Origin of the sequence: Tateyamaria sp. Alg231-49, from assembly GCF_900143535.1 — a bacterium.
Lineage (GTDB): Bacteria > Pseudomonadota > Alphaproteobacteria > Rhodobacterales > Rhodobacteraceae > Tateyamaria.
Map to the genome: position 1 here is coordinate 204614 of NZ_FRFA01000004.1, position 19286 is coordinate 223899.

General features: G+C 56.5%; 18 protein-coding genes and 1 pseudogene. 6 read left to right on the top strand and 13 right to left on the bottom strand.

The genetic code is table 11. The features are described 5' to 3' along the window. Window positions 1-104: 104 nt before the first annotated feature. The 5 genes and pseudogenes from DHN60_RS08860 to DHN60_RS08880 form a co-directional block, all read right to left on the bottom strand. Window positions 105-983, bottom strand: a pseudogene (locus DHN60_RS08860) (ABC transporter permease); the annotation flags it as partial. A gap of 11 nt (window positions 984-994) precedes the next feature. Then, window positions 995-2632, bottom strand: coding sequence for an ABC transporter permease (locus tag DHN60_RS08865; RefSeq protein ID WP_108836931.1), 1638 nt, complete (start codon window positions 2630-2632; stop codon window positions 995-997). Window positions 2633-2635: 3 nt separating this feature from the next. After that, on the bottom strand, window positions 2636-2923 hold the full coding sequence (locus DHN60_RS08870; RefSeq protein WP_108836932.1) for a DUF1330 domain-containing protein: 288 nt from the start codon (window positions 2921-2923) through the stop codon (window positions 2636-2638). A 95-nt stretch (window positions 2924-3018) separates the two neighbouring features. Further along, window positions 3019-4128, bottom strand: coding sequence for an extracellular solute-binding protein (locus DHN60_RS08875; RefSeq protein ID WP_108836933.1), 1110 nt, complete (start codon window positions 4126-4128; stop codon window positions 3019-3021). Between the two features lie 80 nt (window positions 4129-4208). After that, window positions 4209-5309 carry an ABC transporter ATP-binding protein gene (locus tag DHN60_RS08880; protein ID WP_108836934.1) on the bottom strand — a complete coding sequence of 367 codons (1101 nt, stop codon included), beginning with the start codon at window positions 5307-5309 and terminating at the stop codon, window positions 4209-4211. A 181-nt stretch (window positions 5310-5490) separates the two neighbouring features. Here DHN60_RS08880 and DHN60_RS08885 point away from each other — a divergent pair, with 181 nt between their 5' ends. Next, window positions 5491-6651 (top strand): M24 family metallopeptidase, encoded by a 1161-nt coding sequence (locus tag DHN60_RS08885; RefSeq protein WP_108836935.1) that lies wholly within the window; start codon window positions 5491-5493, stop codon window positions 6649-6651. Between the two features lie 84 nt (window positions 6652-6735). On the opposite strand, the gene DHN60_RS08890 is transcribed toward DHN60_RS08885, so the two are convergent. Then, on the bottom strand, window positions 6736-8133 hold the full coding sequence (locus DHN60_RS08890) for an aspartate aminotransferase family protein (protein WP_108836967.1): 1398 nt from the start codon (window positions 8131-8133) through the stop codon (window positions 6736-6738). 146 nt (window positions 8134-8279) lie between these two features. Here DHN60_RS08890 and DHN60_RS08895 point away from each other — a divergent pair, with 146 nt between their 5' ends. The 5 genes from DHN60_RS08895 (at window position 8280) to DHN60_RS08915 (ending at window position 13747) form a co-directional block, all read left to right on the top strand. Beyond that, the gene (locus DHN60_RS08895; RefSeq protein ID WP_108836936.1) at window positions 8280-9362 is read left to right on the top strand and encodes a polyamine ABC transporter substrate-binding protein; all 1083 of its coding nucleotides are present in this window, start codon (window positions 8280-8282) and stop codon (window positions 9360-9362) included. 62 nt (window positions 9363-9424) lie between these two features. Further along, entirely contained in the window at window positions 9425-10747 is a 1323-nt protein-coding gene (locus tag DHN60_RS08900) for an ABC transporter ATP-binding protein (RefSeq protein ID WP_108836937.1), read from the top strand. Continuing rightward, window positions 10744-11619: an ABC transporter permease subunit gene (locus DHN60_RS08905; RefSeq protein ID WP_108836938.1), complete on the top strand. Its 876-nt coding sequence runs from the start codon at window positions 10744-10746 to the stop codon at window positions 11617-11619. Before DHN60_RS08900 ends, DHN60_RS08905 begins: the two co-directional genes overlap by 4 nt. Further along, window positions 11616-12434 carry an ABC transporter permease subunit gene (locus DHN60_RS08910; RefSeq protein ID WP_108836939.1) on the top strand — a complete coding sequence of 273 codons (819 nt, stop codon included), beginning with the start codon at window positions 11616-11618 and terminating at the stop codon, window positions 12432-12434. Before DHN60_RS08905 ends, DHN60_RS08910 begins: the two co-directional genes overlap by 4 nt. Continuing rightward, window positions 12431-13747, top strand: a complete 1317-nt coding sequence (locus tag DHN60_RS08915; RefSeq protein WP_108836940.1) for an FAD-binding oxidoreductase — start codon at window positions 12431-12433, stop codon at window positions 13745-13747. The genes DHN60_RS08910 and DHN60_RS08915 overlap by 4 nt, the downstream gene beginning before the upstream one ends. Here DHN60_RS08915 and DHN60_RS08920 read toward each other — a convergent pair. The 7 genes from DHN60_RS08920 to DHN60_RS08950 all read right to left on the bottom strand — a co-directional run. Next, window positions 13744-14277, bottom strand: a complete 534-nt coding sequence (locus tag DHN60_RS08920) for a TetR/AcrR family transcriptional regulator (protein WP_108836941.1) — start codon at window positions 14275-14277, stop codon at window positions 13744-13746. The genes DHN60_RS08915 and DHN60_RS08920 overlap by 4 nt on opposite strands. A gap of 3 nt (window positions 14278-14280) precedes the next feature. Beyond that, window positions 14281-15408 (bottom strand): FAD-dependent oxidoreductase, encoded by a 1128-nt coding sequence (locus DHN60_RS08925; RefSeq protein ID WP_234423581.1) that lies wholly within the window; start codon window positions 15406-15408, stop codon window positions 14281-14283. Next, window positions 15371-16054, bottom strand: coding sequence for an SDR family NAD(P)-dependent oxidoreductase (locus DHN60_RS08930; RefSeq protein WP_108836942.1), 684 nt, complete (start codon window positions 16052-16054; stop codon window positions 15371-15373). Before DHN60_RS08930 ends, DHN60_RS08925 begins: the two co-directional genes overlap by 38 nt. Window positions 16055-16057: 3 nt before the next feature. Continuing rightward, window positions 16058-16726, bottom strand: a complete 669-nt coding sequence (locus tag DHN60_RS08935; protein WP_108836943.1) for a cupin domain-containing protein — start codon at window positions 16724-16726, stop codon at window positions 16058-16060. Window positions 16727-17098: 372 nt separating this feature from the next. Then, entirely contained in the window at window positions 17099-17767 is a 669-nt protein-coding gene (locus DHN60_RS08940; RefSeq protein ID WP_108836944.1) for a flagellar hook capping FlgD N-terminal domain-containing protein, read from the bottom strand. Window positions 17768-17772: 5 nt separating this feature from the next. Beyond that, window positions 17773-18435, bottom strand: coding sequence for a flagellar hook-length control protein FliK (locus DHN60_RS22280; protein WP_159089158.1), 663 nt, complete (start codon window positions 18433-18435; stop codon window positions 17773-17775). 593 nt (window positions 18436-19028) lie between these two features. Then, window positions 19029-19286: integrase core domain-containing protein (locus DHN60_RS08950; RefSeq protein ID WP_159089159.1), on the bottom strand; the 258-nt coding region annotated here is incomplete at its 5' end.

A 19286-nucleotide genomic window follows, 5' to 3' on the forward strand; every position in this document is an offset into this window, starting at 1 on the left:
TCTCCACAGATAGCAAAGTTGCACAAACCCAGTTCGGGATAACAGTTTGGCGCTGCGGCCATCATCAAGACAATGACCAGCGCAATGAAGGGATTTAGGCTGGTTTACCCCGGGCTCATCCCGCGCAGCCGCTCCGAGCGGCGGCGCAACAGCTCGACCGTTGTGAGCAAGCCGATGGAAATTACCACGAGGATTGTCGCCACGGCCAGAATCGTCGGGCTGATCTGCTCGCGCAGGCCGATGAACATTTGCCATGGCAGTGTCTTCTGGCTGGCGGACCCCACGAACAGCACAACGACCACCTCGTCAAAGGATGTGATGAATGCAAAGAGACCGCCCGAGATGACGCCGGGCAGGATAAGGGGCATTTGCACGCGGAAGAACGTGGTGACGGGACCTGCGCCCATGTTGGCTGCAGCCCGTGTAAGGGAGCGGTCAAAGCCCACAAGCGTGGCCGTCACGGTGATGATCACGAATGGGATGCCTAGAACGGCGTGCGCAAGGATGACTTTGACATAGCCCACGAATCCTTTGTCGAGGCCCAGCGTATTTTCCATCCAGTTCCCGAGGGATGAATAGAAAAAGAACATGCCCGTGGCCGAAATGATCAGAGGAACAATCATCGGTGAGATCAGGATCGCCATGATCGTCCCTTTGAAGGGCACATGGGACTGCGAAAGCCCGATGGCGGCGAGTGTGCCGAGGCTAACCGAAATGATCGTCGCGATAGGCGCGATGATCAGCGAATTCTTCATTGCCAACTGCCATTGCGGGTTGGTGAAGAAGTCTTCGTAGTGTTTGAGCGAGTAGCCTTCGGGGTCCAGCCGGAGCATTTCCGGTGTGAAGGTAAAGAAGTCCTGCGCGTTGAACGACAGCGGCATGACAACGACGATGGGCGCGATCAGGAAGAAGAAGATCAGCCCGCAGATCACTCGAAAGCTGTAGTACCAGATCCGCTGACCTGTCGTGGCATATGGTGGAAGGCCCATGTTTCTTACCCCAGCTTCACGTTGTCGATGCCCACGATCTTGTCATAGGCCCAGTAGAGGATCAGCACCGCCACCAGAAGGATGGTGCCCAAGGCGGCTGCCAGCCCCCAGTTCAGCGATGATGAGATGTGGTAGGCGATCCGGTTCGAGATAAAGACGCCCTTGGTCCCGCCCACGATTTCAGGCGTGATGTAGTACCCAATGGCGAGAATGAAGACGAGGATCGACCCCGCCCCGATCCCGGGAATGGATTGCGGGAAATAGACCCGCCAGAAGGCTGTCCAGTTGGTCGCCCCAAGCGATTTTGCCGCGCGCAGATAGGTCGGTTGGATGGTCTGCATCACCGAATACATCGGCAAGATCATGAACGGCAGCAGGATATGCGTCATCGATACAATCGTGCCAAACTGGTTGTTGATAATGATCAATCGATTGTCGTCTGCCACAAGTCCGATCCAGACCAGCACGTCATTGATCACCCCTTGTTGCTGCAGCATCACCTTCCACGCGGAGGTACGCACCAGAAGGGACGTCCAGAACGGCAGCAGGACGAGGATCAGCAACAGGTTTGCTTGTCGCATTGGCAGATTGGCGAGCAACCACGCGATTGGATAGCCGAGCAGGATGCATGAACACATGATAAGCATGGACATCCAGATTGTGCGCCCGAACAAAGTGATCAGAATTTGCTTGTTTTCAGGCTGCCATGCCATGCCATCAGCGGTTTTCTGAGCGTCCACAGCGTTGAGGAAATAGCCGCTCGTAAACTTGCCCGAGTGGGTTTTTATGGTTTCCCATGGAACTCGTTTACCCCAGTCTTCATCGATTTCTGCGAAAGCGGCAGTGAAGTCAGGTGCAGGCAAATTGGCGTCTTGTGCAGCACGCAGCATATCTGCGGCAGGGCCGTCATATCCGCTCAGGTCCGCCGTTTGCAGGTCAAGAGCAAGAGCTGGTGCAATAGCTTCCCACGGATCGCGGGCAGCGGGGTCGCGCCCGTCTTGGGTGGCGACGTAAATGGCCCAAGCCGTGTATTCACGGGCTGCCAGCGGTAAGAGCGCCGCCACTTCGGCGTCTGGAGCGAAATTTATGTCGCCGAGCGTTTCTGAGTCGGTCAGACGTGCTACGCGTCCACGTTGTTCGGCCAAAAGGCTTTCATCGGTGCCATCACGCGCGTTCATCAGCGCGTACCAGGTCTCTCCATCGTCCCAGGCCTTATCGAGATCTTCGAGCGGTTCGTAAGAGACGTCCGCGATATCATCTAGCTTCCGACCGGATTGGCGAAAGAGCGAAGACAGGCCCGTGGTTTCGTAGTTCAGACGGGTGCCAAGGCGGGTGTGCCGCTTGGCCTCGGCGGCGATAAACATGTCAAAGAACATGGCCTGAAAGGTGTCTTCAGACGGCAAAGCGTCTTGCTCTGCATCCCAACTGGAAAGGGCTTGGACAGTGTATGGAAGTGTGTTGCTGACGATCTCGTTCTCGACGGAACGGAACAGCATGGAGCCGATGGGGATAATGAAAGTAATGAGCACAAAAAGTAACAGAGGGGCGATCAGGCCCAATGCGCGTATCTTTTGACGCCTCAGCGCGCGGGCAAGGCTGCGCTTGAGGGGCGTGCCATCAGCGGCAAGCATCACTTCAGCCATGGCTTAAACCCCCTCGACCACAATTATTGTACTGGTCGCAGAGCGGTGACGAATTTTGGCCACTTCCTGATATTCGGGGTCATTAAAGGCGGTCAGTGCCGCCTCATAAGACGGGAATTCAAATACGACGTGCCGGTTTTGCGTCTCACCTTCCATCACTTGTGCCTGTCCACCGCGCACGATGGGTACAGCGCCCATAGCCAGCAAGATCGGTGTGTCCCTTTCGATGTACTCTTTGTACGCCTCGGGATCGTTCACGGTGATGTGGCCGATGATGTAACCTTTGGGCATCGTCGTCTCCGGTATTTTGGGGTGGCAAGGCGATAAACGTACCGCCTTGCCAATAGGTTGTTGCGGTAGGGCGAGGTTACCTCTGCCCTACAGACTTATTGAGCCAGCCACGCCTGGAATTTGGCGTCGATGTCGTCACGGTAGTCAGCCCAGAACTCGTAGTTGTAGAGGAACGTGTTCTTTGCGTTTTCAGGGTCGGTTGGCATGTGTGGTGCCATATCGATACCCAGTTCCGCGTGCTGACCAACCAGTGGGGCCGAGGACAGGCGCGCAGGGCCGTAGCTGATGTACTTGGCCTGATCTGCAAGACGCTGTGTGTCTGTCGCGAACTTGACGAAGTCCAGTGCACGCGCTTCACGCTCAGGGCTCAGACCTGTTGGGATGATCCAACCATCAAGGTCAAACACCTGTGCGTCCCAAAGCATGCCGATGGGCTGGTCTTGCTCTTCGATTGCTGCGAACAGACGACCGTTATAGGTCGAACCCATGATAACTTCGCCATCGGCGAGCAGTTGGGGCGTATCCGCACCAGCAGACCACCAGATCACATCGTCTTTGATGGTGTCGAGTTTGGCCAGCGCCTGATCCTGACCTTCGGATGTCGCCAGAACGTCATAGACGTCTTCCTTGGCAACACCGTCACAGAGCAGGGCCCATTCCATGTTGTTAATCGGACGTTTTTCCAGCGAACGCTTGCCAGGATAGGCGTCTGTGTCGAACACGGCGCAGACTTCGGTTGGAGGCGTGTCGCCAACAAGGTCGGTGCGATAGCCGAAAGTGGTCGAATAAACGATCTGCGGGATGAAGCAGTCGGAGACCAAGAGGTCGCCAAAGTCGTCAGACGCAGATGTGCCATCGGGTGCGGCAGCCAGTTGTTCGTCCGCGTCGATTTCCAGCGCAAGGCCTTCGTCGCACAGGCGGATCGCGTCGGCAGCCACAACGTCAACGACGTCCCATGTGACGTTGCCCGCTTCGTTCATAGCGCGCAGTTTCGCCACAGCTTCGGCCGAGCTTTCGTCCCATACAGCTGTCACGCCTGCGTTCATTTCAACGTAAGGTGCCACGTATGCGTTTTGCTGGCTGGACTGGTATGCACCGCCCCAGCTGACAAGTGTCATTTCGCTGGCCATGTGGCCGTCGGCAAATGCAGTTCCCGAGGCGACGGTGAGTGCCGTCGTTGCCATAAGGGTCTTTGCGAGTTTCATTATGTTACTCCCATTGTTTAAGCCCGTAGTTGAGTGTGAAAGACCAGACGTCGGGCTTCGCCCCGGTCTTGTTACCTTGCTTAGGCGTCGAGCGCCCGGCAATCGTTTGGCATCCAGCCGATGTCGATCTGTGCGCCTGGTTGCAGGCGGATCTGATCGGGTGCGTTGCGTGTTTTAATGACGAAATCATCGCTGCCCGCGACACGCAGGCGCGTCCGGAAAATATCGCCCATGTAGATGAATTCGAGCACCTCGGCTTTGAGCGTGTGCGCATCCGGATTCAGTCTGGTCTTGTCCATCTCGACCCGTTCCGGGCGGATGGACACGCGCGTGCGCTGGCCTTTTTCAGTGACATTGATGGGTTTGGCATCAATCAGGCTGCCATCATCAAGGCGCACAACGCATGTTTCTCCGGCTATCTCGTCGATCACACCCATCAAGGTGTTATTCTCACCGATGAACTGCGCGACAAAACTGTTCTGTGGCTCTTCGTATAGCGTGTCAGGCGGCGCGAGCTGTTGGATTCGGCCGTCATCAAACACCGCAACACGATCGGACATGGTCAGTGCTTCGGTCTGGTCATGCGTGACGTAAACTGTTGTGATCCCGAGATCATGAGCAAGGCGGGTGATTTCGAACTGCAAGGTCTCGCGCAGTTGTTTGTCGAGCGCGCCCAGAGGTTCGTCCATCAAAACCAACTCAGGCTCAAACACGAGCGCACGCGCCAGCGCGATACGCTGCTGTTGGCCGCCGGACAGTTGCGCAGGGCGACGCCCGGCAAAGTCCTGCATCTGCACCATACCCAGAGCACGCATAACTTTTTTCTCGCGCTCGTCCTTGCCGATCTTGCGCACTTCAAGCGGGAAGCTGAGGTTTTCGGCGACTGTCATATGTGGAAACAGAGCGTAGTTCTGAAACACCATGCCAATGCCGCGCTTGTGCGGCGGGATGTTGTTGATCGACACGCCGTCCAATCGAATATCGCCATGCGTTGCCGTTTCGAAACCGGCTAGCATCATCAGGCAAGTCGTCTTGCCGGACCCCGAAGGGCCAAGCATTGTCAGGAACTCGCCCTTGGGCATGGAAAGGTTGAGGTCTTTGACGACGAGGTTCTCGCCATCGTAACTCTTCTGCACGCGTTCGAATTCAACGAACGCCTGGTCGGTTGCAGTATCGGCCAATAATTGGCTCCCCGTTATTGCTTTCGTGGTTACCCACTTGTTGCCACATGTAAATCCGGACCGGTCCCATCTTGCAACCAGCAAGCCCAGAAAATGAACCAAGTTGGGCCATTCTGGTCGATTTCACTGCAAAATTTCGGTTTTTTGGGCAAGTGTGCTGTCAGCTAGAGTGGGAAATGCAATGGGAATCAGGGAAGCGGCATTCGAATTGTCGGAATACAAACAGCGTTTAGCGCAGGTCAGGGCAGCGATGGCGCGCGCTGATCTGACCTGTTTGCTGATCACCGATCCGTCGAACATGTGCTGGTTGACGGGTTATGATGGCTGGTCGTTTTACGTGCATCAGGGTGTCGTTGTCACCCATGACGCTGATCCCCTGTGGTGGGGGCGTGCGCAAGACGTTGCGGGTGCTTTGCGCACAGCGTGGATGGCCCAGGATCGGGCGGTGGGATATCCTGAACACTATATCCAAACCCCGGATCGCCACCCGATGGAAGATTTGGCGACCTACCTTTCAGGCCGTGTCGGCGTGGAAATGGACAATTACTACTACTCGGCCAAGGCACACGCCGTGCTGGGGCAGACGGGTTTGGATTTGACCGATGCGACAGGTTTGGTGAACTGGTGCCGCGCAGTAAAATCTGAGTCTGAGATCGGATTGATGCGCAAGGCGGCGCGGATTTCCGAAGCGGTCGTGGATGGCATGGCAGCCCGGATTGAACCGGGTGTTCCCAAGAATGAGGTAGTGGCAGAGGCTTTCCGTGATGCCATTCAAGGTGTCGATGAGGCATGGGGAGATTACCCGGCCATCGTGCCGCTTGTTCCTTCAGGGGCGGATGCTTCGGCTCCTCATCTTACGTGGGATGGTCGTCCTTTTGAGAGTGGCGAAGCGACGACTATCGAAATCGCGGGCTGCTATCGCCGCTACCATGTCCCTTTGTGTCGTTCCGTGTTTTTGGGTGATCCGCCAGATGAGATGAAACGTGCCGAAGAAGCCTTGATTGAAGGGTTGGATGCCGGACTAGACGCCGCGCGGGCTGGCAATCAGACCCGCGACGTCGCCGCCGCATTGAACCGTTCGCTAAAGAAAGTTGGAATCGAACGGACAGCGAGGTGCGGCTATCCGATTGGCCTTAGCTATCCGCCTGATTGGGGAGAGCGCACAATGTCATTTCGGGCGGAGGACGACACGGTTCTTCAGCCCAATATGACGTTTCACTTTATGCCCGGCCTATGGATGGACGGCTGGGGCTTGTCCATTACCGAGAGCATCCGAATTACCGAAAATGGTGCCGCAGAGTGTTTTTGTGATCGACCCAGAGAAATGATCGTCAAGGCATGAGACCGGCACCCTAAACTGTCTCATTTAGCCGGAAACACTCTGGCGTGTGCGAGGGGCTTGGCCCCTCGCTCTGCATTACACAGGTCAGTCGGCTGGTTTGAGCATGTCATGCTCTTTCAACTGGGCATAGCACTCGTCCAGTGCGGTCCGCGCGCGTTTGCCAAGTTCAGTAATGTCTTCTGGGGTCATGACCAGAGGCGGTGACACGACCATGCGGTCATAGACGTGGCGCATGATTAGATTGTTGGCAAAAGACCGTTCGCGGCACATGAAACCGGCGGTCCCGGCGTCCATCGCGAACTTGGCACGGCTTTCCTTGTGCGGCGTCAGCGCAAGCGAGGCCATCATGCCGACAAGTGTCGTTTCCCCGACCAAAGGGTGATCGGACAAGCCGTGCCACGTCTCGGCAAGTGCAGGGCCGGCCACATTTTGCACGTGGCCCACAACATCTTCTTCTTCAAGGATACGTAGGTTTTCCAATGCAACGGCGCTCGCCACGGGGTGACCAGAATAAGTATATCCGTGATTGAACTCGTCCGAGCCGATCACATTGGCCACCTCGTCGCAAACGACTGATCCGCCAATGGGCTGGTAGCCCGAGCTTAGGCCCTTGGCGATTGTCATGATGTGGGGTTTGATCCCGACCGTTTGCGTCCCAAACCAGTTCCCTGTGCGACCAAAGCCACAGATGACTTCATCGGCGATCAACAGAATCTCGTACTTGTCACAGATACGCTGGATTTCGGGCCAATAGGTGTCGGGCGGAACGATGACGCCACCTGCGCCTTGGATCGGTTCAGCGATAAAGGCCGCGATGCGGTCCTCGCCATGTTCAAGAATCGCCTCTTCCAACTCTTGCGCGCGGGCCAGCCCAAAGGCGTCGCGGTCCATACCGCCACCTTCGGCCCACCAGTTGGGTTGGTTGATGTGAAGAATGTCAGGGATCGGCAATCCGCCTTGCGCGTGCATTGGGGCCATCCCGCCCAGACTGCCCGACCCGACGGATGAGCCGTGGTAAGCATTCTTGCGGCTGATTATGATCGACTTGGTCGGTTTGCCCTTGAGCGCCCAGTAGTGGCGCACCATGCGGATATTCGTGTCGTTCGCCTCGGACCCTGACCCGGCAAAGAACACGTGGTTCAGGTCGCCGGGGGCGAGCTCCGCGATCTTTTTGGCCAGTGCGATGGCGGGTACGTGTGTGGTTTTGAAGAACGTGTTGTAATACGGCAGTTCGCGCATCTGACGCGCGGCTGCATCGGCCAGTTCGTTGCGCCCATAGCCGATGTTGACGCACCACAGGCCGGCCATCCCGTCCAGAATCTTGTTTCCGTCGCTGTCGTGCAGGTAAACGCCATCCGCCCGGGTGATCACCTTGGTGCCTGTTTCAGCCAATTCTGTGTTGGCAGTGAATGGGTGCATATGATGCGCGGCATCCAGCGCCTGAAGCTCAGCGGTGGGTAGGTGATTGGTGATAGCGGGCATGAAAACCTCTGGGTTTGAAGATGTGCCGAGAATATGGGCATTGCCCGCGCCGTCAATGCGGCATGTGCAATCGCGCTGGACGAGTCTGTTAAAAGTTGTTTTCATAACCGCTGACCCGGCAAACGGGCGATTTACGGGAGTACACAATGAAAAATCTAATGCTGAGCACGACGGCTGTCGTCGCCCTTGCGGGTGCCGCACTGGCTGACGAAGTGCGCGTTTACAACTGGTCCGACTACATCGACGAAGACTTGTTGACCAAGTTCGAGGAAGAGACCGGCATCGACCTGATCTATGACGTATTTGACAGCAACGAAGTGCTGGAAACCAAGATGTTGGCCGGATCTTCGGGCTATGACGTCGTGGTGCCCTCAGGCACGTTCCTGCAACGCCAGATTAGCGCGGGTGCGTTTCAGAAGCTCGACGTAAGCAAGCTGCCTAATGCTGAAAACCTGTGGGATGTTGTCGAGGCGCGCACGGCGCAATACGACCCCGACAACGCATATTCCATCAACTACATGTGGGGGACCACGGGCATCGGCGTAAACGTCGGTAAGGTGCAGGAAATCCTTGGTGAGGATGCGCCGATGGGTTCGCTTGAACTCGTCTTTAACCCCGAGAACATGGAAAAGCTGCAAGCTTGCGGTGTCCACTTCCTTGATGCGCCGACCGAGATGATCCCAGCTGCGCTCAAATTCATCGGCGAGGACCCGGACAGCCATGATCCAGATGTGATCGCCAAGGCAGAACCGATCCTGTTGGGTGTTCGTCCATACGTGACCAAATTCCACAGCTCGGAATACATCAACGCGCTGGCCAATGGTGATATCTGCGTGGCCTTTGGATGGTCCGGCGACATTCTACAGGCACGCGACCGCGCCGCCGAGGCTGAAAACGGCGTGGAGATTGCCTATAATGCGCCAAGTGAGGGTGCGCTGATGTGGTTTGACCAGATGGCCATCCCTGTTGACGCTCCGAACCCCGAAGCGGCGCACGTGTTCCTGAACTTTATCATGGACGCGCAAAACATGGCGCAGGCGTCGAACTATGTCTATTACGCCAACGGCAATGAAGCTTCCAAAGAGTTTTTGGTTGAGGATGTGATCGGCGATCCGGCGATTTACCCGGATGAAGCGACGCTGGAAAACCTCTATACCACAACGCCCTATCCGGCCAAGGTTCAGCGGACAGTGACCCGTATGTGGACCAAGGTGAAATCGGGCACCTAAAGCCTGACTAAATGGGCGCGGGGTTCCCTCGCGCCCATCTCAATTTTTGATCGGACTTTCCCTTGGCAGAGACTGTATTCGCCCCCTGGGACGACCCGGAACAGAAACCTCTGATCCGCTTTCGCAATGTGACCAAACGGTTCGGTGATTTCACCGCCATTGACGATCTGACCCTCGATATTTTTGAGCAAGAGTTCTTTGCCCTGCTGGGCCCGTCGGGCTGCGGCAAAACGACGATGATGCGGATGCTTGCGGGCTTTGAAAATCCAACCAGCGGGGCCATCGAACTGGCGGGGCAGGACATCGCCGGGATCCCACCGAACAAGCGGGCTGTGAACATGATGTTCCAGTCCTATGCGCTTTTTCCGCATCTTTCGATTTGGGACAACATTGCCTTTGGACTGCGCCGCGAAAGCAGCGACAAGGCGGCGATTGCAAGCCGCGTCGAAGAGATGCTGAAGCTGACCCGGCTGGAAAAGTTTGCACGCCGCAAACCGCATCAGATTTCGGGCGGCCAGCGGCAACGCGTCGCCCTTGCCCGTTCGCTGGCCAAGGCGCCCAAACTGTTGTTACTCGACGAACCACTTGGAGCGTTGGACGCCAAACTGCGCGAGGCCACGCAGTTCGAGTTGATGGACATTCAGGAAAAGACCGGAACCACCTTTGTCATCGTCACGCACGATCAGGAAGAGGCGATGACTGTCGCCAGCCGCGTGGCCGTGATGGACGAAGGCCGTGTGATGCAGGTGGCGACGCCCCAACGCATTTACGAAGCACCCAATTCGAGCTACGTGGCGGATTTCATTGGGGATGTGACACTGATTGAAGGGACGGCGCGCGCACGAGCACAAGCGCCTGAGGCGCCAAATACTGCCGTCCCGCAATCAAGCGCCCCGCGTGGACCAAGCCCAAACGCTCTTGGGGTTTGGTTGCATGACAAGGTGCTTGCCCCTGTGATCGGAACACGCACAGACACCCAACTCCAGTTGCCGCCGCCAGACAAAAGCGACACCACCCTTTCCGTTTTGTCCAGGGACATACCTGAAGGCGGAATCGACATTGCCTGGAGCGACAGCCAACCGCCGCTGATCGCCTTGGATGCGGACGCCGCCCTTGATGGCGCGCAAGTGACTCTCGCACTGCGTCCCGAAAAGGTGAGCATTTCCAAAACCCGGCCAGACGGGGCCGTGAATGCCCTGAAAGGGACGGTGATCGACATTGCGTATCTCGGCAATCTGTCCACTTACCATGTGGAATTGGCAGGCGGGGTGATGATCAAGGCACAGACTGCAAATACGCGGCGGGTGTCGCGACGCGAGATTACCTGGGAAGACGAGGTCTGGGTCAGCTGGTCAGGCACGGCAGGCGTGGTGCTTAGCACGTGAGACGCAGGCTCCTCATAGCTGTGCCTTACGTCTGGCTGCTTGCGCTATTCCTGATCCCGTTTGCCGTAGTCTTCAAGATTTCGCTTTCAGACATCGCGCTGGCCATTCCGCCCTACACGCCGACGGCGAAGGACGGAATCTGGAACATGCTGACAGGGCTCGATTTCGAGAACTTCGTGTTCCTGAGCGAGGATGACCTTTACTGGAAGGCGTATCTGAGCTCTCTGCAGATCGCGTTTATTTCGACGTTGCTGACGCTGTGCGTCGGATACCCGATGGCCTATGCCATGGCCCGCGCACCCGAGCAGTGGCGTCCGACGCTGCTGATGTTGGTGATCCTACCGTTTTGGACGTCGTTTCTGATCCGCGTGTATGCGTGGGTGGGTATTCTGTCTGGTGAGGGCTTTCTGAACCAGTTCCTGCTGTGGATCGGCGTGATTTCAACGCCTCTGACGATCCTGAATACCAACACGGCCGTCTATATCGGGATCGTTTACACCTATCTGCCGTTCATGATCTTGCCGATCTATTCGGCGTTGGACCGTCTGGATGGATCGCTGATCGAGGCGGCCGAAGATCTTGGATGTTCACGAATCAAGGCGTTCTGGCTGGTCACGATACCGCTGTCCAAGAACGGCATTATTGCAGGGTGTTTTCTGGTCTTTATCCCGGCGCTGGGCGAATTCGTAATCCCATCTTTGCTCGGTGGGTCCGGAACGCTGATGATTGGGAAGGTTCTGTTTGAAGAGTTCTTCTCTAACCGGGATTGGCCGGTGGCATCGGCAGTGGCCGTGATCCTGCTGCTGATTCTGATAATCCCGATCGTATTGTTCCAACGGAATGAACAGCGGCAGGCGGAGGCTGAGAAATAATGCGCCTTAGCCCCTTCAATGTCGTTTCGCTGACCCTTGGATTTGTGTTCCTGTACCTGCCGATGCTGATCCTCGTGATCTACAGTTTCAACGCGTCCAAACTGGTGACAGTCTGGGCCGGGTTCTCAACGAAATGGTATGGCGAATTGCTGTCCAACGACGCCTTTCTTGATGCGGCGTGGGTGACGTTGCAGGTGGCCGTTCTCTCATCAACGCTCGCTACCGTTCTGGGGACGATGGCGGCCTATGTTCTGGTGCGGGGCGGGCGGTTTTTTGGACGGACGCTGTTTTCAGGGATGATCTATGCGCCGCTGGTGATGCCCGAAGTCATCACCGGTCTGTCGCTTTTGTTGCTGTTCATTGGCATCGGAATGGATCGTGGCGTGCTGACCATCGTTCTGGCGCACACCACGTTTTCGATGTGTTTTGTGTCTGTTGTCGTGTCTTCAAGGCTGATGACGTTCGATCAGTCACTGGAAGAGGCCGCCCTTGATCTGGGGGCATCGGCGTTTGAGGCATTCCGGTTGGTCACCCTGCCCATCATCGCGCCTGCGGTGATCTCGGGTTGGCTGCTGGCCTTCACCCTCAGTTTGGATGATCTGGTCATTGCATCTTTCACCTCTGGGCCCTCCGCCACCACATTGCCAATGAAGATCTGGTCGTCTGTGCGCCTTGGGGTCAGTCCGGAGATTAACGCGCTGAGCACAATCCTGATCGGGTTGGTGACCGTGGGCGTCATTGCCGCCTCTATCGCCAGCAAACAATCGGCGCTTCGGGCAAAGCGTGACGAACAGGCCGCCGCGCGCGCGCAATGAAGCGTATCTTTTCCCAGTTCGCTTACAGTGATGACCCACGTCAGGGTTGCTGGTGGGATTCAACTGTCGAGATTGGACAAAACCCCCGTCTTCAGGGTGACGTCACCTGTGATGTGGTGATCGTCGGGGCGGGATTCACGGGTCTTTCTGCAGCTTATCACCTTGCGCGATCTGGTGCTTCTGTTGTGGTACTAGAGGCAAATGCCGTTGGTTGGGGCGCTTCGGGGCGCAATGGCGGATTTTGCTGTCTGGGCGGCGGAAAGGCGTCTGATGCGACGCTGGACAAGAGGGTCGGGCGTACAGGTCGTCTGGAATGGAGGCTTGCCGAGAAGGCAGCCGTGGAGCTTGTTGACCAACTGCTCACAGAATTGAACCTTGATGTTGATCGGCATTCGACCGGCGAAACCTGTCTGGCGCACCGTCCAAAGGATGCACGCGGTTTTGAGCGCGCCGCCGCGACGGTAGAAGAGAACTATGGCGTTTCGCCGGAGGTTCTGACCGACGCTCAGTTGGGTGCCGCAGGAATGGCAGGGCCGTTTCATGGGGCGATGACGGTGCCGATTGGCTTTGCGCTGAACCCGCGCAAATTTGTGGCCGGGCTTTATGCTGCCGCGACCGAACTTGGGGTGCAGTTTTTCGATCAGAGCGCCGTAACGGACATCAACGAAGCGGACGTTTCAACCGCCTCCGGGCGCGTCTTTTCGGATCGCGTTATCGTAGCCACGAACGGATATTCCAGTGAGGATATTCCGCATTGGATGGCAGGGCGATACATGCCGACGCAATCCACGGTGATCGTCACGCGACCACTGATGCCAGATGAATTGTCTGCTCAAGGATGGACGAGCACCCAAATGGCCTATGACAGCCGGCATCTGCTGCACTACTTTCGGCTGATGCCAGACAATCGTTTCCTGTTCGGGATGCGCGGTGGGATCTTTTCGTCCAAGACTGCCGAGGGGGTTGCACAGGCTCGCGTGATCCAGGATTTTCGCAAAATGTTTCCAGCCTGGGCGGGCGTTGAAATTCCGCACGCTTGGTCTGGCATGGTGTGCCTTGCCCGTGATTTGGTCCCGTTTGCCGGTGGGGTGGCGGGTGCGCCCAATGTGCTTGCCGGGTTTGCCTATCATGGCAATGGTGTCGCGATGGGGACATTCACGGGTAAAACCCTCGCCCAACTGGCTCTTGGTCAGGCCCCAGCCCTATATCCAGCTGCAATGCGCAATCCGGCACGAAAATTCCCGTTTGGGTCTTTGCGGCGCTCTATCATGCCGCCGCTCTATGCGGCTTATCATGTGGACGACATGCTTTAGGCCAGCGAAACAATATGGTTTTTGGCTTCAGTTAGGGGAGACGCATGTGTGGTGGACAGGGCGAGGACCATCGCCCCTTGTAAAGTCCCGACAACGACGCTGGGCGTCAGGTTGGTTTCGGACAGGGAAAGAGCGGTACGGACCCAATCCTGAAGCTGTGCGAAGTAGGCCCGAACTTCCTTTGATGTTTCGTCTGGGAGATGGTTCACCACCGACCCAAGAACGGCGCAAAGGCATGTGGATGTGTCCTGTTTGTATGCCTCAATGTACCCATCTGCGAGACGCCGCATGCGGTCAGAAGACGTTTCAGATGGGTCACTTGCTGATCCAAGTGCCTCGATAAAGCGGTTTGCATACCGGCGTGTCACTTCTGCGCCAAGATGTGCCTTGGTCGGAAAATGGTAATGGACTGATGCGCTTTTGACGCCAATGGCATCGGCGATGTCGCGGAAGCTGACGCCGTCAAAACCGTTCTTTCTAATTTCGCGCTCAGCAAAATCGAGTATCTGCTCGTTTCGGTCCTTCGGCACGTCCTATCTCCTTGCGCTATCAACCAGCTGAAAATGGTTAGAGTTCAGAGTGGATGCTGCAGCCTCAGCGGCTTCCAAAGCGCCCTCCAGATATCCACCAAATTGGCTTGCGACTTCGGTGCCTGCAAAAACGATCTGCCCGTCCCACAGATTTTGGAGTGAAGACGGGAGCCCGTAGCTTGGGTGGCTGAACAAAGGTTGGCGGTCTTGTTGGGTGGCCGTATGCGGGTCGAATGCCCAGTCTTTGACCAGGAGTTCGATGGGCTCAGCGGCGGCTGGGCCAAACAACCGTACAAGTTGCGCCAGTATATGTGCGCGTAAGGCTTCTTTGTTCTGGCGTTGATCGGGCGGCACACCGATGAACCCGAAAAGAGCGCCGCCCGGGCTGGACGCAGGTGACGCATCATGGATTTCGACTATAGGCCCATGACGGCTCATAGCATCTCCGGAAAGACCCTCTGCGCGCCAAAAAGGTTTTTCATAAACGGCAAGTGCCTTGGCCTGGCCAGCCATCCAGGTTGGAGTCGCGGACATTGCCTGCATCGCCTCTGTCTTTAGCGCAGGTGCAAATTCAATGGACTGTGCGGCCAAGCGTGGCGGGATCGCGAGCGCTATGCGGTGCGCATAGACTTCCGTTCCATCGTTCAGCATTGCGGTGACGCCGTTGGCAGAATGTTCAAGCCGCATCACCTTTGTGTTCAACCGTTTGCGGTGTTCAGGCAGCATTGCCGCCAAGCCTGTGATCAACTGTTGCAGGCCACCGTCCAGCCGCCATGACCCCTGCATTGATGCGTATCCCCGGCCACGTTCAACGCGACCTGACTCGTCCTCAAAACTCAGGATGCCTTCATAGTGCTGGTCAAACCGGCGTAGGCCGAGGCGGTTGATCAAATGTGCGATGCGGGGTTGGCCGGGCCAGAACCATGCGGGTCCCATATCGTAGTACCCTTCACCGACCACCTCGGTCTTGATCCGTCCCCCAAAACGATCGCGTGCTTCCAGCAACAGGAAATCTGTTCCCGCCCGTTGAAGCGCGTCTGCGAGGGCCAGTCCGGCCAGCCCACCGCCTATGATCAGCACGTCTGTTTTCACCTCAGAACCCTTCTGTCGCCGGTCGCAGGTCCAGTTCATGCGTCCATGTGGACTTTGCTTGGTGCGCAAGAGTCCAATAGGCCTCGGCGATATCGAGCGGCTGCATCATTTTCGCGGGATCCAGACTGTGCAGATCGCGCGAGCGGGGCGTGTCGATGATCCCATCGAGGATGGCATGGGCGACGTGGACGCCTTGTGGCTGGAATTCACGTGCCAGCGATTGCGTCAGACCCCGCAAGGCAAATTTGGCGCTTGCGAATGCCGAAAACCGGGCACCGCCGCGCAAAGACGCGGTTGCGCCTGAAACTATGAAGGTGCCTCCTCCGTTTTGCACCATGGGGTGCAACGTGGATTGAGCCAATAACACCGCACTTTGAACCATGGAGGCCCACGTGCGTTGGTAGTCTGTGAGGGACGTGTCGGAAAAGGAAGAGATCACAAGTTCAGCGACATTGTGGATCACAACTTGGGGCGGCCCTGCGTCGCGCAAAATATTGGTGATACAATCTGGCACCTGATCCGGATCGGACAGATCGAGAGTGTGAAAGTCCCCATCCGTTTTCTCTGGTCGGGTTCGACCAAGACCCACAACCCGGTAACCACCCGCTTCAAAGCGCGAAAGCAGGGACTGACCAAGTCCTGCGCCAGCGCCAGCCACAACAATAAGCGGTTTTTTAGATGTCATTGCTTATACCGCCGGCGGCTGTGCAAAGGGCAGGTGGCCCGTTTTGATCCAGACCTGTGCGCCATCTTCGCCCGCAACTGCGGTCAGACTTTGGTTCTCTGGTATGCGCAACCAAGACCCTTTGCGGAGCATATCACCTTTGGTGGTCATGCTGCCTGAAATCATCAGCACCTCAATCCCGCCCGCGGCTGTTATGTCCAATATGGAACCCGCATCCATGTGATGAAACGATACCGTTTCACGTTCATCTTTGTGCAAGATCGCGCTGCCAACTCCGTCGACTTTTGCGCCCAATTCCTCTGCCATGTTCTTGCGGAACTGGTTGCGGTCATCCATGTCGAATTGCCACAGCTTGACGAAGATTGTGCAGCCCGGTTTTGAACCCGGTGTATGTTTGGTGGTGGGTGGATTGCGCACGTAGGTGCCTGCCGGATAGTCGCCATGTTCATCCTGAAACACTCCGTCCAGCACGATAAACTCTTCACCACCGGTGTGCGTATGTGCTGAAAAATGACTGTCCTGTGCATAGCGGACAATCGTTGTCGCGCGGGCCACTTCGCCCCCAATCCGGTCGAGCATGCGCCGGTCAACGCCCTTCATGGGCGAGGCTTGCCACTCAAGCGCATCTGAATGGACAATTACCCGTTTGGAAAAGTCCGCATTAAGTTCCATATCAAAAGGTCCTTTTCAAACGTGTGACTGATAATGGTGGCGCACCGTGTTGGGGCGATCGCCCATTCATGCCGGGGATTCTCACAGCAAATTCGTCAGACTATCTATCACTAGATAGATGGATTGTCAAGAATCTGGCCAACCTGACCTTTGGCTGCAAACGGATGCGCTTTAATCGGTCCCAAGTATTTCGGGCTTCAGACACCTGAAATGCCACACCCTTTTGGGCGTCCGGTTAACTTCGCTTCAAGGGGTATGCCTGTGAAGGCATGCTCTGATTGGCACGACCGGTAAAGCCAATAGAGCCGCCGGTGAACAAGTCTGACCTGCCCAAAAGGCGAAGAACTTGCCCTGACCCCAGCATGGATGACTTCAGACAGGCTCGCGCAGACCAAGTACATTGGTTGCAGCAATCAAGTAACCGCTGTCCAGAACCAAAAGGGTTTCCCCACCTTCAACGCGCGCTTCGGTCACGCGCGTGTAGACCAAAGCCGGATCGACGATCAAGACTTCGCCATTTGATTTGCTTTCAATTTCAAAGCTGTATTCCCCGAACTCCAACAATGATCCATCCGCCGCGAGTCCGTCCCATGTGAATGGTTCCGCCCCAAGCGGCATCGTATGTCGTTGCACTTCGGTGCCTTGAGCGTTCGTCACGATTAGTGTGACTTCATCGGCGGTGATTGGTGGATTGGGAGCAATGGTGACTGGGGAACCGTCAAACAGTGCAGGGCCCTCTACCAACGCCTCCTTCCCGATCCAATTGGCGGCACTTACCATGTCATTTGCGCCGAGGGCAGACAGCATCTGCTGAATGAGGTCGTTCGTAGTGACCTGCTGTTCAACCATTGAGAACTGGGCGAGTTGCGCCGCGTATTCGGAGTTATCAATCGGCTCCAGCGGGTCCTGGTGTTCAACCTGCGCAGTCAGCATCTGAAGGAACACGTCGAAATCAGAAGTCAGCACGGCACTGTCTGTGGTGCTGTTTGTTGTGGCGGTCGTTGCCGTCGCTGTCGTCGTTGGAGCAGGAAGAATATCCATGTCTGTCAAAGCCTCATGTCTACGCCATCTGGCGCAATCACCAGTTGGGGTGTTGGGATTATGGGAATTGTAGGTTCACCCGAAACGTCTGGTTCGCCTGACATACCGTCGTGTGCGTCGCCTGACTGTTTCGCGGAGTCGTCAGTCATCTGATCATTCTGATCAAACGAAAAAGAGATGTCTTCATACCCAAGATCCGCAAAAGACTTGGCCAGATCATCGATATTGCGGCGCATCAATTCCAGCGTCTCTGGGCGTTCAGCTAGAATACTCAATGTAACCCCGGCGTCCGACGGGCTGAGAACCATGCGCACTCGGCCCAATTCTTTTGGATTGAGTGCAATCTCAACCGATCTGTCCAAGGCAACTCGTATCGCCTCGGCCATCTGATGTGATATGTTCGCCGCCAGTTCGGGTCGCACGGCGATTGGTGTACCGGCAGCGACACCGGTGGACGCAGTGCCCGGGCGGAGATCCCAGACCGCTTCCTGTGGCATGTCACCCTGTGCCGCGTTTGGTAGCAAATCTGCGTTGGACTGGCTCGCCATCAATCTTTGCGTGGCTTGTGCTTTTGCCAGATCAGTCAATCCGTTTTGCGGCAGTGCCGCTGTGCTTCCATTCTTTGCGTGGATAAGGTTGCCGGCTTGTTGAACACCATGTGCTTCCATCTCATGCGAAGCCGCCGTTGATTGACTATTTTCAGGAAGAAAGCGGACAGCATGTCCACCAAGGTGCCTTTCCAACAGGGACATGGTTGCCACAGTGTGTGGTTTTGGTGACTGACTATTGAATGTATTCGGATCACCTGCCGCGGCGGGGGGCTGTGCAGTTTCGGCTGGTGCAATAAGTTGGCCTTCGGCGGCAGTTTTACTCGCGATTTGAGGCGCTTTGGGGTCCGGCAAATCGATGCCGTGCGGCGCCGGGCCAGCAGGGGTTTTCGTTGGCGTCTCAGGCATGCCAATCGTGAGTGGAGGCCCCGATGCATTGTCCTCCACTCTTGCCAGACCGTTTCCACCGACGTTGGAAGTGTCAGGAACTTGACCGGTTCCATCCGGTCCACCGGGTTTGACCACAAGGTCGTCGGGTGAACCGGACGCCATTGAAGTGCGCACAATGCTGTTGTCATCCGACGGCACCGAACCCAGGGCGCCACCCTCAGCAGTATCCAGCGACGTTTCGGGCCGGAGTGTCCGTCGTCAGGGTTTTTGGAACCAATGGCGGCTTGAACTAAGAGAGAGTTTGGCTCATCTGGTTGGTTGCATTATGCGGCGCGTTGTCCGTGATGCAAGCGCCGCGCTTCGAGTGTCTTTCGTTTGATCCTTTCTCTTTCCTGTAGAATGGCTTTGTCCCTGCCGAAGTAGACGTTGGCGGGCGTGACGTTGTTCAAGCTTTCATGGTAGCGTTGGTGATTGTAATGATCGACGAAGGTTTCGATCTGGGCTTCGAGATCACCCGGTAAGAAGTAGTTTTCTAGCAGGATGCGGTTCTTCAGGGTCTGATGCCACCTTTCGATCTTGCC